Origin of the sequence: Kordiimonas sp. (genome assembly GCF_965216265.1) — a bacterium.
Classification (GTDB): domain Bacteria; phylum Pseudomonadota; class Alphaproteobacteria; order Sphingomonadales; family Kordiimonadaceae; genus Kordiimonas.
This window is the reverse complement of record NZ_OZ244153.1, coordinates 2,958,212-2,973,418: the sequence shown is the minus strand read 5'-3', so window position 1 is coordinate 2,973,418 and position 15,207 is coordinate 2,958,212. Positions and strand designations below refer to the sequence as shown.

Here is a 15,207-nt window from a genome sequence, read left to right as displayed (position 1 = left end):
CCCGCGCCATAACCTGTTTTTTGTGATACTTACGGTAAAAAGACAGCATAGATCAATTTCCCGGTTGTAGTGAATTGCTTTTTGCCGTCTGGTAAAGCTTCACAAAAACCGGGGCATATATGCCGACTGGCCTAGCCAAGATATTGATTGCGGATGACCATGCCCTGATAAGAGAGGGTATGGTATCCCTGCTGTCGCGCCTTGATAATATTGGCACCATTTCAGAAGCCGCCGACGGGAAAACCGCACTGAGTATATTGCAATCTGTCCCTATCAACCTTGCCATTCTGGACATCCACCTGCCCGGCTTGACCGGGCTAGATGTTGCGCGGGAGGTCAGAAACCGCAGCCTGGATATTCGCCTGATGCTCATGACCGGCGATATCAGCGAAGAGTTGGCCACATCTGCGATCAGGGAGCTATCGCTCGAGGCATATCTGTTCAAAAAAAATGACATGCGCCAGTTCGAAACTGCGGTCAAAGCCGTGTTGACAGGCAACGTCTTTTTCCCACCGGAATTAGCCCTTGCCGATACCGGCGAAGCCACCAGCACCAATTCCTTGAGCGTGCGAGAACGCCAGGTGGTGAAACTCATCGCGGAAGGGCACACGTCAGAATCTGCTGCAAATGTTTTAGGCATAAGTCCTCACACCGTTCGAAAGCACCGGGAAAATATCAAGCGCAAGTTGGGCCTGGGCACTGTTGCCGAGCTTTCATCTTATGCAATGCGCAACCAGTTCCTCTGAACTTCACGGCATTCTGAAGTGCCGTTGTGATTTGTAAATACGCACATCTGCGTATGTACCTGCGCGCGCATGGCTTCCACTATACAGGCAGAGTTACGGATTAAGTCTCAGGAGCCGCTATGCCTCGACTGCACCATTTCACACCCGCCAAGCTGGCTGCGGCGCTGTTCATCATAGCCGGGTTGATGCTTCAGCCCCTGATGGGGGCGTCGCCAGTTGCAGCATTCGACGACGTCAAAAAAATCAAGGCCCCAAAGGCCAAGAAGCGCCCAAGCCTTTCTTATAGACCCAATTCCGTTCGGGGGGCGCTGAAATATAATGCTCGCGTCGGAATCCTGACCCTCCGGGACGCACGGGTGATGAAGTTCTTCGGCGGAACGGACGATTTTTTTGCCGAACCCGCGCCACAGGCAATCGGTGACAATCTCTATTTTGAAATGAAATCCAGCCGGCTCTTCAAATCCACGAAGCGCATTGACTGGACCCCCGGCACCGAGCTTTCCAACACGCAATTGGCACAGATTGCCAAGCAAAATGGCGTTGATCTGATTTTTGTCGCTGACCTCCAGGCCTTCAATATGCTGCGCGAAAAAATGGTGTTGGAGAAAAAAGGTGTCGATTACAAAATCATCGTTCGCTTTGGCCTGTTCGGTCAATTGATCGACCCCGGCACCGGGAAAATCCTTTGGGCAGAGCAGGTCTCCCGCGAATTCAGCGGGTTGAACTCAACGGGCAGAATCAAGCCATATGACTATAGCGGAAACGCGCTTCAGGCCATGCAGGCAGGCTTTGACGATGTGAAAAAATATATTCGCGCTACAGGACTGGAGTACAGGCCATGAAGAAACAGTTCTCGCTTCTTGCAGCCATTATATTTGCAACAGCCGCAACATTCACACCGCGCACCGCTTTTGCTGACGACGATTTCCTCGACAGCATTTCCCAGCAACTTCGTTTCCGGGAGGCCTACTCCTACCGCTACAAGGTAGAACAGCGCAGCGTAGCGGTTGGTGTGGAGACCTTTGGCAAAAAAGAACAGCAACGCATACTGGGCGATAAAACTGGCGATTTTGTTACGCTGGATGTCGCCGTCACGAACGACACACCAATACGGGTTCACCTGAACGATATTTATGTGGTCTCAAAAGGCAAACCAGCGCGTCAGCAAGACCTGAATTTCGTAGTTAAGGATGTCGGTCCGGGCGGCGGAGGCAAAGGCAACCTGCGCATGTCAATTCTGCGCAAGAACCTTTTTGAGAAATCCCTCCATACGGGCGTGATCGAGCCGGGCGAAACAGTTCAGGGCATCGTTTTCATCAAGAAAAAACACCTGAGGAAATCCGGCACGCTTCATGTCCGTGTCCAGAACCTGCGGCAAGTGGCGTATCTGTCTTATAAAATTCCATTCCGTGTTGAATAAAGGGGTACTTGGGTGACGAAGTTTTCATGCCATAAAAAGGCTGCCTGCGTCCTTGCGGGTATCCTGTTTTGCTATGGTGTGCCCGTGGGGGCGCACGACTACGGCACAGCAAGCGCTCAACAGCCCGCCTCCCTGCCCGCACCTGAATCGACCGCAATCAACCAAAGCGCTTTCACGCGGGCTGTCGCGGCAGGGGCGTTGCGAAACCAGGCATTGGTACAGTGGCGATCCTTCCAGCAAACGGGCGATGATGCCAGCCTCGCCAGCACACTCAAATACCTCGCCGAGGCGATAGCGCTGGCACCCGACAGCAAAGCCACCTGGCAATTGGCCGCGCGAGTTCATTATTCGCTAAAATATATTCCTGACTTTAAGGTCGAAACCGTCAACAGCCTTGAAAAACTCGCGCAGCTGGACCCTGAGAACCTTTCTTCGCGCATTCTGTTGGTGGATGAGCTTATTTCCTTGGCGGAATGGCAGCGTGCTATCCTTCATCTGGAAGCCATATTCAGCATCAACCAGCCAATTGCCGTTGATACAGTGCTTGACCGAATGGTCCTCTGTTACCTGAAAGCAGAATGGCAAGAACGCGGCGCCGCCTTTTTTCGCGATCAGCTCGCCACGGCCTATGTGAAGGAACCTCTGTTGATTTCAGGCGCTGTCATGGAACGGCGCATGGGGGACAATACCGCCGCATACGCAAGCTTGGGGCAAGTTCTGTTCAGCCAGACAGCGAGCAGGCCTATGCGGGCGAAAGCGCGGCAACTCAAGACCTTCTGGCAGGAAATCGACACCCCCCCAGTGAGGAGCTAACGCAATGAAAAAACCGGCTTTTCTTGAACCTTGGTTCTCCACACAGCGCGCTAGAGCATTAACTGCCAGTATTATTCTGTGTACTGGCCTCCCTGCCACAGCAGCGGCTGCACTGGAAACGCAAACAACAATCAGCAGTGCCACTTCCGCACAACAAACAGGCCCCAAAAACACAACGAACAAATCTGCCGGGAAAAAAACCGCCGAGAAAGAAGATGACGACGAGAAAAGCAAGGCCGAGAGCTTTCAGGAAAATCTTGAAACCGCAAAAGAAGCTTACGAGAAGGTCGGCGCCGAGATACTGGACGGCAATTATGGCAAGGCACTAGACGGTGCCGCTGACATGGCCAAAGACAAATTGATCGAAAAGGCAGAAGATGCACTCAAGAAAAAGAATGAAAATTTATACAAGGCTTACAAACACGGCAAGGACATCAAGGATGACGTGCTGAAAGGCGATTACCTGGCTGCATGGGATAAAACCAAAGACGCCGCCTATGACGAAGCCAAGGACTATGTACAGGACAAAGTGATTGAAAAGGTAATTCCCGGCTATGGTCAATTGAAAGGGGCATGGGATGCGGGCTACGCCACCGGTGAGCTTGTAGGGCAGATACCTATTTCAGCCGACGGCAGAACGGTGAACAGCATGGCAGAAGCACAAATGCGCCAGAAATTCTTTGGCGCGCAAGATCACGCAACCTCCAAACAGGAAGCCTACAACGAGATAATTCTGGCGTTGGTCGCAAGCGTCAAGAAAGGCGAATACAAGCTGCCCGACTATATGACCTTCAGCGATGCGCGCGAGATCATTCAGGAAAACATAGACGGTGACCGGCCAGTTTTTGAAGGGTTCAAAGCCTGGGCTGCGAATGAGCTGAGGGACGAGGATGTTGTCGGTCCAGTCGCCGCGCCACCTGCCAGCCCGGCAGTGACGCCTGAAACGCTGCCCGCCACGCTGGCCACACACACGCCACCCGATACCACACCCGGCGCCACACCCGACGCCACACCGGCGCCACACCCTGAACCGGTCGAGGAAGACCCGTGGGCGTTGGACCCGGCACCGCGACAGGTGATGCCAGCGGCTGAAAACAGCGAGTTCCCATCCCAGCAGGCGGCCCAACCCCCAGCCCAGCCCTCAGCCCAGCCTGAAGAAGACATCTGGGCCACCGACGACCCCGGTGACAGCGATTTTGTCGAGGCAGAAAGATACCGCCTGCAACAACAGCTCGAGGCAGAGAAAGAGCATGCCCGGGCGATTGCAGACAGTGCAAGTTACCAGAAATTCGCCGCAGCCGAAGCAGAGCGCGAGGAAGAAGCGCGCAGGAAAGCCGAAAAATCCCGCAAACTTCGGGAGGGCATGAATGCGCTGGCGCAAGGGCTTGGCCAGATCGCACAGCAAATCCAGCACGCTCAACAAGGTGGCACCCCGCCGCAGGCGACATCAGGCTCAACCAGCGCTTCGGGGAAACGCACCTACACCGCCGCAGAAAAGGCCGCTGCCATCTATCAGGCATGCGTGCAACGCACAGGCGACCAAAAAGGATGTCGCAGCATGGCTGGCACAGGCGCCAAGCTGGACAATGATTTGTCTCAGGGCAAAATTCCCATGGACTTCATCAAAAAACTCTGCCGCGACGCGGCAGACAGCAACAAAAACTATGAGCGTTGCGTCTCAGACAAGGTTGCAGAAATGAAACGGCGGATGGGTCAATGAGAACACCTGACCGCATCTGCCGCCTTTGCGGTGACCCGGGCATGAAACCCGAAAGTCGAGACTGGACAGGCATGGAAACAACCGTCACCTACGCATGCCCAGGCTGTGACAACACCGTCAAGTTTAATGCCCTTAGCCAGGCCGGGTTAATGTCGGCGCTTGGGCTGATTGTGCTCGCGATCGTGACATTCTTCATGGTGGAAAGTCCGGGTATGTGGGAAACCAGCGATTTTCTGATTTATGGCGGAATTCTATTGGCATGTGCATACGTGCCCCTGAACATTTTACTGCCCCACTGGCGCTACCCTATATCCCCTGAAGGCGGAAAACGCGCGCCGGTGACGCCTGACGACAACAGCCTCCACCAAAGCACAAGCGACCCGCTCAGGCGCAAGATCATCGAATTTGAACGTCACGGGTTCTGGCGCGGGTTTTTAACCCCCATCGTTTTCATCGTTATCGTTCTGGCCGCTGCCACGCTTATTGGCATGCTGACTTTTTGAGAAGCTGCCTTTTTGGTAGCACGCTCCTTTCGCCTCTCTCTAACTAAAGGTCGTCTCAATGTTTTGTCGGGTTTTGCATATATTGGCTTCTTTCAGCATTATTTTTTTGCTGCCATCGCCACAGGCCGCCGCACAGTCACCTGACTGGGAAAGCGTATTTTCCGAGTGGAGCAAGAACCACCCCGAACAGGTACAACTATGGGAAAAGGCCAAACAAGACGCAGAAAAAAACGAGAAGCGGATCAAGGATCTCTCCGACAAGGCCTTCCAGCAGTCTTTTGACGCTGTTTTCGGCAAGGATGTATACAAGCCGTCGGAAGCACTGGGGGTGATGAAAGCGTTGGAGGCGGCATCGGCAGGCGACTTTCATGCCGCGGGGGAAACCACGAACGCCCTGTTGATCAGCCGCTATATGCCGGTGTTGGGGCAATATATTACGGCCATGAACACTCTGGCATCAGGCATACGGTCTGCAGAACAGGTCTGGATAAAAGGGCTGGAGGAAACGCCGGCCTATGAGCGCTTCATAACCATCTATGCCGAGCGCAAGGCAGGCCGCGGCGCTTATATCCCCAGCTATATGATTACCTATCTGCGCAACAACAAGCTGCTGGGCGGCGAGATCACAAAAATATACAACGACATGCGCGCACGGGAAGACCGCATGTTTGAACGCTGGCAAAGCGACACCTTTGAGATTGAACGTTTGCGGCTCGCCCCTTGGGCATCGCAGTGGCGGTCAGCCCGTGGCAAGGTGCCGGACCCGCGCCAGATGTTTAACTATTTCCTCTATAATCTGGTCAAGGATGCCAAGCATGTATATCTGGAGCGCTTCACCGATGAATATATACGCCCCCTTATCCGCCGGGAGGCCTACAATCAGGAACAGAAGATCGCCCACACCATGGCAGCTGCGCTGCAGAGCATTTCAGCTCAGGCAGCCTCCGGCGACAACCCGGCTGCGCAGTGTGCCGCCCATGCCAGATCATATCAGGAAAACATAGCTGCCATGAGCGGTAAGAAGCGGGAAATTCTGTCATTTTATAGCCGCGTAAAAACCGCCTACACACGAAAGTTTGACTCCTACCTCCGATCAGACAACGCCATTCAGGCGGAGCGGCGGCGGCCATTGGAAGAAGAGAAAGAACGGCTGGAGGCCGACCACAAAAAGGCACTCGCCCTGAAGGAAGAGGCCGATAGGCTAGACGAGCGCCTTCGCAGCATGGGCAGCGAGATTTCAAGCATGCGGGCCGTACTCCCCCCCACATCGGATACAAGCGCCCACAACGCGGCGATCTCCTCGCTGAATGCGAAAATCAGCAGCTACAACAGCTTTCGCTCAAGCGAGTATCTGCCTGCAAAAAGGGCTGCTGACGCAGCGGGCGAAGCCTATAACGAAGCGGCAGACGCCCATGACGCCAAGCAGGAAGCTTTTTACGGGGACAAAGTGATCGACAGCCAAAACCAGCGTCTGGTCCGCCAGTTCACCCGCATCAGAAAGTCGATGGAATATTTCAACGCGCCGCAACGAACCTGCCTCAATTTCGCGAAAGTCGCAATGGAGGACAATATGCAGCAACTGATCGGCATGGACCCCGCGCCGGGCATCGCCATGTGCAATGTCTGGGAAACCCATCGTCAAGCCGCCTTGAAAAGTGGCAAAGCTAGTCAGGCTGACAACTGTGGCAAATAACGGTAGGTATACGCCCCCGGTTGGCGAGATGGAAACTTTGAACTTTGTATCAGACATGTCTGCTTTTGCCCCCTACTCGGACAAACACACTCCAAAACAGGAAACGGCACTTATTCCCCGTCAGCGCATCGCCGAGAATGGGAACTCGGATGACGAAACGGCGCAATCATTTTACAGGGCGCATCGGGACCAATATATCCCCCTCTCGCTCATAATTGGTTTCGCAACCAAATTCGTCCCGACCAATAGCAAGCTGCTCTCAAAATTAACCGAAGCCTCGCTCGCCAGAGCGGTAAAAAGTGCCTCCGAAACCGAATATCTCGGCCTACCTGGCCATCGTCGTTTGCAGTGCATCAGCTTCAAGGCTCTTGGCCGCTTAAAGGACTCACTTAGCTGCCCACACAACGGGACAAAAATCCCCCGCATAGACCCAATATTATGGCAAACAGCCCTGTCTAGCGTCACCGGCAGCTGGCAGTAGCGATCAAACCAAACTTAGTGAGAAATTCGTGGTTCAAATCAATCTTTCCGATAATCTCTGACAAGCTTGGTGATAACCTTCCAATAAGACCGCAGTTTCTGGAGTTGTAAAAATCACCTTATGTGAGAGCCCACAGCTCGTTGATGTCACGCGTCACAAATCACCGGATTCTGCGTCACAGTTTCCGGAAAGCTCAATCACCTGAAATTTTAGGAAAGTTCTGCACCATTTTGAGGCGCATCAAATTGGGGCATTTCTTTATGAATATCGCCCGGAAGAGAAATATCATTCCCCGAAAATATCGACGCCAGTTGCTCACTTCCTATCCCTGAAGAAAGAAGGCCCGTTGGTATCTAGCTTGATCTAACTTCGGCTGGCGGCAGCAAATTCCACGGCATAAAAGGGCAATGAGGTGAGCAACTCAAAGAAGAATTGAAGCTCTTGCCCCTCCAGGTTCATTGGTGTTATTCTACAGGCAATACGGCTGGCTCCGCTGCTTATGCAAGGGTCAGCCCTCTTCATTTTAGGGCTATTCTCGTGGTCCTCGAGTAGCTCAGACACCAATCTCTATGCCGCATAAATACCATGGCATAAGAGACAGCTTGAATTGGTGAGGCACAATACCCCAAGCCAACGACAGGTAACTTCGCCTACCTTTGAGGTCTATCATAACTATATGGCTTTATCCTCCTGGATGGTCTTCTCAGGGGTACGGGACGGGTGTCCGGCAACCGTAGGAATGTACGACCTCGTGGGACATCTCGTGGATTTATTGTAGCTTCTCCCTCAGGGGTTCATAGGGCGTTTTACCGCCATGGGCTCCATGAGGTCTGGTAAAGTTATAGAACGTCTCCCATTCCGACAGTTTGGCCTCTAGATCGATATCATCCTTGTATTTCATCAGTTGGTAAAACTCTTGCTGATCCGTAAGTGATTGCACTCATAGTAATCAAGTTTTCAGAGGTTCAGGCTGCACGGATTTCAAGTTTACCTGAACCGAAAAGCCATGTGCCGTGTTGGCAAAGGCCAAATCGCCATCATGGGCCTTTACCACAACGTCCACGAGACTAAGGCCCAGGCCAAGACCGGGCACATCCGGGTGCCCGACGCGGTAGAATCTCTCTAGAACCTTAGCGCGCTGATCAGCTGGAATACCGGTTCCTTCATTCTCGACTGTAAAACAGGCGTGATCGCCTTCCTGCCACAGTTGAACCATAATGACAGATTGAGGCGGCGCGAATTTAACCGCATTATCCAGAAGGTTGGACATCATCTGGAACAGGAGATTGGGGTCGCCCTTTGTAAGAGCATTCCCTTCATTTTGACAGTTGATGGTCAGCACTTTTGCCTCTGCCTCTGGCGCGTATAGTTCAACCACATCGGTCACAAGGCGGCCAAGATCGACATTTTCCCTGTTGATGTTATGGCGGCCCGTTTCAATGCGGGCGATGCGGAGAAGCGCTTCAAACACCGCTTTCAGCCTTTCTGACTCCGCTATGGCGCGAGCGGCATGCTCTGGCGTCAGTTCACCACTGTCCGCCTTCGCAGCCAGATCCTCAAGTTCAGCATGAAGGCGAGTGAGCGGCAGGCGCAACTCGTGGGCAACACTATCGGAAACCCGGCTAATTGCTTCAACCGACCTTTCGATACGGTCGAGCATCTCATTAAGGGTTACCGAGAGTTTATCAAAATCATCGGCTGATCCTGTCGTGGGCACACGCCTCGACAGGTCACCCTTTATAACCTGCTGCGCAGCGGTATTAATGGCATCAATTCGCCTGCCGACGGCAAGGCTCATGAAAATGCCGCCTGCACTTCCCAGCAGGACAGAGATAACCGCAGCAGCCACCAACACCTCAATAAGCCGCTCTTCCCTGTCTCCTATATCCTCAATATCCCGCCCCACGATTAGGCGCGAACCATCTGCAAATACCTGTTCGAGCGAGAGGGCCTGATAGTCCACTTCATCACCCTCAACGTAGCGGTCGGCCTCTATTTCAAAGAAACTGAAATGAGGTTGGCTGGGCCAACTTGGCAGGTTGCTGCTGACCACCTCACCATCTGGCGCGATAAAGACATGAAATGCTTTCCGGGGGGCTGGGTCCTGCGCCCGCACCTCCAGCGCCCGCACAAGTGCCTCCCGGCCTTCCAGTTTGTAGATGTCCGAGAGCTGGTCACGTTCTGCCCTTACTGTTGCCGCGGTTTCTTCCCGCGGCTCAGCCACCAGCGCCCAATAGGTTATGCCAGTCAAAACACTGACCGACACCATAAACATGACGACATAAAGCATAACCAGCCGGAATGCGAAACTATGGCGCAAGTACGTCAGGAATGCAGGTTTCACCGATTGCTCCTCAAGCCGACGGCCTAATCATATAGCCGGTTCCCCGAACTGTGTGGATGAGTTGGGCGTTAAAACCCTTATCCACCTTCTGTCGCAGGCGGCTGACATGCTGGTCAATAATATTGGTCTGAGGATCAAAATGATATTCCCATACTTTTTCAAGAAGCATGGAGCGGGTCACCACCCTGCCGAGGTTGCGCATGAGATACTCAAGAATGCGAAACTCTCGCGCTGTCAACTCAATACGCTGGCCAGCGCGGCTGACCTCATGGGCCAGCAGGTCAAGCTCCAGATCCATAACGGAGAGTATGGTTTTCTCCGGTTTGGTTGGTCCTCTGCGCGCAAGAACTTCGACGCGCGCCAGCAGTTCCGAAAAAGAAAAGGGTTTGGCAAGATAGTCATCTGCTCCCGCCCTCAAGCCTTTCACCTTTTCATCCACTTCGCCAAGGGCACTGAGAAGTAGGACCGGTGTATGGTCTTCAGCTGCGCGCATGGTCTGTAAAATGGTCAGTCCATCTACTGTCGGCAGCATCCGGTCAAGGATGATCACATCAAAACTTTCTGCCGCCGATATATAGAGTGCCTGTTTTCCGTCGTTCACACACTCAGCAGTATGGCCTGCCTGACGCAGGCCACCCGCTACATGCTCCGATACGCGTTTGTCGTCTTCTACCAGCAATATCTGCACAAGAAGTTCCGCTCTCACGGTTAAGGGTTATCTGGCTGCGCGAGCCCCGGTGACTGCATCGACCAGAAGCTCAGTCGGTCCAGCCTGGGTTATGATCTCAACCTCATATTGGGGCTGATCATCTGCAATGTCAAAACGCATATATTGTACATCACCGCCGGTTTCCTCTTGCAGTCGACGCATGTGCGGCAATGCTGATGGCACGTTTCGAGCCACCTTTAGCCGCTTGCCCGCCGCCACATCAATCCACAGGTTGGAAAGGAAGGGTTTTTTTGCGCGCAAGATGCTGCCTGTGTGCGCGTTAATCCACAGCTGGAAATGATCGCCCGCCTTGGCAACATCTATCTTGTAGCAAAGGATATCATCCTTGGTGTCCAATTCCGCCTCGATAAGTCGCGCGTTCAAATTCTGCTCCGCGATCTCGCCAGCCCTGACCAACCCGATGAGCTCTGGGTTATGTTCTTCCGCGTGAACAAGTGGTTGCACAGCAAAAAACAGAACCACAGCCATCATCAACGCTGAAACCTTGGCAAAAATCTTATTCATTGGGTTTTCCTCATAAAAATCACGAACCAGGCGCACGCTAAACGGGTTAGCTGACGGCAACATTTGGCAAAGATTTGTTTTTTGTCATGAAAGTCGGTTCTCTTTGCCCCGCCCTTGGCATCGGTGCTTGAAAATCGGTATGCATCAACAAGATACGGATGAACCGGTGACCGACAGTTCCCTTCTCAAACAGCTCGCAGCCAGCACTGACAAGCCATATGCCTTACAGCTTCCGACCGCGTTTCCAAAGCGGGCCAAGGACATTCACATCGGGTTCCTGTTCAACCACGAGCAAGGACACCAGCTTGCGCATAGCGCGCCTATACTCGCCGCCCTCGCCACGAAAGACAGTGGCAGGGTTCATCTGCATGCTTTTGTGTCATGCCGTGCACGAAGGCAGGAACTGAAAGCATTCATCCCCAAAACTCTCTGGCACCGGATCACCGTGCATCATATACCACCCCCCGCGCCAGCTGGTTGGGTGGAGAAAGCCACAGGTGGCGCTGTGCCTATGCGGCGCATCGGCGCTCTCTTCAAGCATCGCGCGCTGCTTGGAAAAATGACCATACTGATTGCCCCGGAAACCACCTGCATCATGCTCAAAACCCATATGGGCTGCCGGAACACCCGCTTCATATACACCCAGCATGGCGCAGGCGACCGCGCAGTTGGCTTCAAGAAGATCATTCGCGAATTCGACCATGTGCTTGTGCCTGGGCTTAAGATCCGGGATCGCATGCTGGACAAAAACATCATCCGGGAAGGTGCCTTCAGCCTTGTGGGATATCCGAAGTTTGATGCTGTTGCCCGCCAAACTACCCGCCGTCTATTCCCCAACGAACGGCAGGTGGTTATCTATAATCCGCATTTCCACCCGGCCTTATCCTCCTGGTACAAACATGGCCTACGCGTGCTGGAATTTTTCGCGGAAAACACCCAGTTCAATCTGATCTTCGCGCCCCATGTCATGTTGTTCTCACGTAAAATACATCTGTCCTTGTCGCCACTGCGGCTACAGCAAAGCGGGACAATACCGGCGCGCTTTTTCAACTGCCCTAACATCATCATCGACCAAGGCAGCGCATGCAGCACCAACATGACCTATACCCGAGCGGCAGACATATACCTCGGTGATGTATCCAGTCAGGTGTACGAAACCATCACCACCCCCAAACCCTGCATCTTCCTGAGGAATGGTCATGAAGAATGGTTTGACGACCCCAATTTCGCCCACTGGCATTTGGGCAAGGTTGTTGATGACATAGACCGTCTTGGCAGCGCGCTTGCGAACCAGTCATGGTTCGACGACATCTTGAGAGCCCGTCAGGAAGCCGCATTCGGTGCCACATTTGGTAGTGCACCCTTCGGCGCAGCCGAGCGCGCAGCCAATGCCATAATCAAGGTTTCGGGGGCCGAATTTCCAGCCACGTCCGTTTTCCCACCATCACACTTCAATGCGAACGATACACCTGCCCGGAGAGGAGAATTCCATGCATGACAGCATGACGCTAAGTAGCGACCTTGCGAGCGCTGACCTGGAGCTAGAGAGCATGGTCACCCAGCCGTGCGCCTTTGCGCCCCAAGCCTGTACTGCAATTATCCTGGCCGGACGACGGCCGGAGTCAGACGCACTTCAGCAGTTAAAGACACGCCACGGAAAAGCGGCGGCCATGATCGCAGGCAAACCTATGCTCGCGCATGTCGTTCGGGCTCTTGTCCGATCTGGCTTAATCAATGAAATCGTGATCACGTCAGAGCATAACCTGACCGGCAACGCCGATATCATAGCCGCGGCGGAGGGCGTGCCGCTTTGTCATGTGTCTGCACAAACCAGTGTCTGCGGCAGCGCAAAAGCAGCTTTTTCAAGGGCTGGTGGTGCGGCGTTGATTACCACGGCTGACAATCCACTGTTGAAGCCAGAGACAGTGCGCACTTTCATCGGAAGCGCCGCGCAGCATGAAGGCTTCTCAGTAGGCCTGGTCAGCAAAACCACCATTGACGAAAAATACCCTGAAAGCAGACGTACCTATTACCGCTTCGGTGATGACGCCGTATCCGGGGCCAATCTCTTTTATCTGCGCGGAGAAAACGCAGGCGCTGCACTTGACTTCTGGCAGGCAATTGAAGCCAACCGCAAGCGTCCCTGGCGTATTTTGCGGGCTTTCGGGTGGAGTACCACGCTTGGGATGGCGCTCAGGCGTTTTAGCCTGTCGCAAGGTTTCGCCCGAGCATCGCATATCATCGGCTGTCCTATCAAACAGCACCTGTTGCAGGACGCTGAAGCCGCAATGGATGTTGACAAGCCTGACGACTTCATCGCGGCAGAAGCTATTCTAAAGGCACGGCAGGGAACAACACAAAAGCCTGGAAAAGGAGCTGAGAAAACACGCGAAAGTTTCGCTGTTTTCGACCTTGACCGCACCCTTACCCGGTACGGCACCTTCACGCCGTTTCTACTATCCACCCGTAAGGGCATGATCGCTCGCATGTTTTTGATGCTGCGATTGTTGCGGCATATGGCGCTCTATAAAGCGGGGGGTATTTCAAGGCTTGAACTAAAAAACCGCATGCTCGCGATAACCTTCCGGGGCATGACACCTTCTGAGATTGAAGCGGCAGCCCGTAGGTTTGCCACAAGTATACTTGAGGACGGCTTGCGAGATGGCTGCATGCTAGCGCTCGCCATGCACAAGATGGAAGGCGACACCATGGTGCTTGCGACCGCCAGCATCGACCTCTACGCCAGGCATATGGCCGATGGCCTCGGGTTCGATCACCTTGTGTGTACAAAAACCACCTATACCGAAGGGGATACGACCCCCGTACGGATTGCCGGCGACAATTGTTACGGTAGCGGCAAGTATCTCCGCCTTCGCGATGTGGTTCTAAAAGGTGACGCACGTACACGTGAGCAGGTGTTTATCTCCTTCTATAGCGACCATCACGCGGATATGCCGATCCTCGAATGGGCCGATGTGCCGGTGATGGTTTCGCCCGGTATCCGTACGCATGCCATGGCAGTTAACCGCCAGATGAAGATTGTGGAATGGTAAAGGCAAACACCCTCTGCTTGCCGTCCCAGACTTCATGCGGCCACATTAAGGGGTAGGTGAGAAATCGCCAAACGCTGCGTCGCAGTTTCCGGATGCCTCAATCACCTGAAAACACCAGAAAGCATCACCCTACTTCAGGGCATATCGGACTGGTGCTCTTCTCCCGGCAGATAGCGGGCTGAATGCACCGATCATTCTATTCCCGCGCCATAAAATGACGCATCTTCTCAAGGAGAAGATCTGGCACTTCTTCGGGGATATAGTGCCCGGAGGGCAAAGCCTCTCCTTCAACATCTGTTGCTATTTTTTTCCATTCCTTCAACGGCTTAAAATAGCGACCAACTGCACCATCTCTACCCCACAAAACAAGCAAGGGGCATGTGAGCCGCCGGGAAGCAGCGATATCCGCCCGCTCATGGTCAAGGTCGATGCTTGCGCTGGCCCGGTAGTCTTCACAAATCCCTCGCGCCGCGCCAGGCTGCGCCAGACATCGCAGATATTCAGCAAACGCACTATCCGTAAACGGCGACATACCCGCGCTCCGTGTTCCCATCACACTCCGGAGATACCCTTCAGGGTCGGCCTCAATCAGGGTTTCAGGCAGAGGTGCGGGACGGATGAGGAAAAACCAGTGCCAATATGCTCTGGCGAAATCTTCATTCGTTTGCTCATACATCGCAAGCGTCGGCGCGATGTCTAGGAGTATCATCTTCTGCACAGCCGTGGGATGGTCAACAGCCAGACGGTGGGCAACCCGCGCACCCCGATCATGCGCCAACACGCAAAACTGTTCAAAACCAATCGTTTGCATAAGGCTGACCACATCCAGTGCCATGGTCCGCTTTGAATAGGTATGCGCATCGCCAGAAGCGTCCGGCTTATCACTGTCGCCATATCCACGCAGATCAGGTGCCACAACCGTATAATCAAGCGCCAAGGTATCGGCTATCTTGTGCCAGATGAAATGAGTTTGTGGATGCCCATGCAACAACACCAGTGCCGGGCCACTGCCGCCGATCCGGCAATGAATTTTGATGTCGTTGACCTCATAATACCGGCTCTTGAATTTCGTGAACATTGGGGCTCCTGAAAGCGTCTGCAGCCTATCCTTCGGCATCATACCTCTTCTGGCTTGAGGCCGCACTTCAACATGCTATAGTTTCCCAATTGCAAATAAAACCCGCATACCGTGGTCTTTTA

Annotated in this window: 14 protein-coding genes and 1 pseudogene; 10 read left to right on the top strand and 5 right to left on the bottom strand. The window is 53.6% G+C overall.

All coding sequences use genetic code 11. The annotated features are described in order from the left end of the window. The first annotated feature begins 119 nt into the window (after nt 1-119). From ACOOGA_RS13765 to ACOOGA_RS13730, 8 genes are all read left to right on the top strand, one after another. Nucleotides 120-746, top strand: a complete 627-nt coding sequence (locus ACOOGA_RS13765; RefSeq protein ID WP_417462815.1) for a response regulator — start codon at nt 120-122, stop codon at nt 744-746. A gap of 119 nt (nt 747-865) precedes the next feature. Continuing rightward, nucleotides 866-1,588, top strand: a complete 723-nt coding sequence (locus tag ACOOGA_RS13760) for a hypothetical protein (RefSeq protein WP_417462814.1) — start codon at nt 866-868, stop codon at nt 1,586-1,588. Beyond that, on the top strand, nt 1,585-2,166 hold the full coding sequence (locus ACOOGA_RS13755; protein WP_417462813.1) for a hypothetical protein: 582 nt from the start codon (nt 1,585-1,587) through the stop codon (nt 2,164-2,166). Before ACOOGA_RS13760 ends, ACOOGA_RS13755 begins: the two co-directional genes overlap by 4 nt. Before the next feature lie 12 nt (nt 2,167-2,178). Further along, complete coding sequence (locus tag ACOOGA_RS13750) at nt 2,179-2,979, top strand: tetratricopeptide repeat protein (protein WP_417462812.1); 801 nt, start codon at nt 2,179-2,181, stop codon at nt 2,977-2,979. Between the two features lie 4 nt (nt 2,980-2,983). Then, complete coding sequence (locus ACOOGA_RS13745; protein ID WP_417462811.1) at nt 2,984-4,699, top strand: hypothetical protein; 1,716 nt, start codon at nt 2,984-2,986, stop codon at nt 4,697-4,699. Next, a complete protein-coding gene (locus ACOOGA_RS13740) occupies nt 4,696-5,202 on the top strand; it encodes a hypothetical protein (RefSeq protein ID WP_417462810.1) in 507 nt (168 codons plus the stop codon). Before ACOOGA_RS13745 ends, ACOOGA_RS13740 begins: the two co-directional genes overlap by 4 nt. A gap of 106 nt (nt 5,203-5,308) precedes the next feature. Then, nucleotides 5,309-6,895, top strand: a complete 1,587-nt coding sequence (locus ACOOGA_RS13735) for a hypothetical protein (RefSeq protein ID WP_417462809.1) — start codon at nt 5,309-5,311, stop codon at nt 6,893-6,895. Between the two features lie 28 nt (nt 6,896-6,923). Next, nucleotides 6,924-7,376: a hypothetical protein gene (locus ACOOGA_RS13730; RefSeq protein WP_417462808.1), complete on the top strand. Its 453-nt coding sequence runs from the start codon at nt 6,924-6,926 to the stop codon at nt 7,374-7,376. Nucleotides 7,377-8,145: 769 nt separating this feature from the next. Here ACOOGA_RS13730 and ACOOGA_RS13725 read toward each other — a convergent pair. From ACOOGA_RS13725 to ACOOGA_RS13710, 4 genes and pseudogenes are all read right to left on the bottom strand, one after another. Then, nucleotides 8,146-8,304: pseudogene (locus ACOOGA_RS13725) on the bottom strand (integrase core domain-containing protein); the annotation flags it as partial. 21 nt (nt 8,305-8,325) lie between these two features. Next, nucleotides 8,326-9,720 (bottom strand): sensor histidine kinase, encoded by a 1,395-nt coding sequence (locus tag ACOOGA_RS13720; RefSeq protein WP_420428891.1) that lies wholly within the window; start codon nt 9,718-9,720, stop codon nt 8,326-8,328. 10 nt (nt 9,721-9,730) lie between these two features. Beyond that, a complete protein-coding gene (locus ACOOGA_RS13715) occupies nt 9,731-10,408 on the bottom strand; it encodes a response regulator transcription factor (protein ID WP_420430679.1) in 678 nt (225 codons plus the stop codon). Between the two features lie 27 nt (nt 10,409-10,435). Beyond that, nucleotides 10,436-10,954: a PepSY domain-containing protein gene (locus tag ACOOGA_RS13710; protein WP_420428889.1), complete on the bottom strand. Its 519-nt coding sequence runs from the start codon at nt 10,952-10,954 to the stop codon at nt 10,436-10,438. A 139-nt stretch (nt 10,955-11,093) separates the two neighbouring features. On the opposite strand from ACOOGA_RS13710, the gene ACOOGA_RS13705 reads away from it, so the two are divergent. Together ACOOGA_RS13705 and ACOOGA_RS13700 are read left to right on the top strand one after the other, a co-directional pair. Next, nucleotides 11,094-12,452: a hypothetical protein gene (locus ACOOGA_RS13705; RefSeq protein WP_420428887.1), complete on the top strand. Its 1,359-nt coding sequence runs from the start codon at nt 11,094-11,096 to the stop codon at nt 12,450-12,452. Then, nucleotides 12,445-14,007, top strand: coding sequence for an HAD-IB family hydrolase (locus ACOOGA_RS13700; protein ID WP_420428885.1), 1,563 nt, complete (start codon nt 12,445-12,447; stop codon nt 14,005-14,007). The genes ACOOGA_RS13705 and ACOOGA_RS13700 overlap by 8 nt, the downstream gene beginning before the upstream one ends. 196 nt (nt 14,008-14,203) lie before the next feature. On the opposite strand, the gene ACOOGA_RS13695 is transcribed toward ACOOGA_RS13700, so the two are convergent. After that, on the bottom strand, nt 14,204-15,085 hold the full coding sequence (locus ACOOGA_RS13695; RefSeq protein WP_417460069.1) for an alpha/beta fold hydrolase: 882 nt from the start codon (nt 15,083-15,085) through the stop codon (nt 14,204-14,206). Nucleotides 15,086-15,207 lie beyond the last annotated feature (122 nt).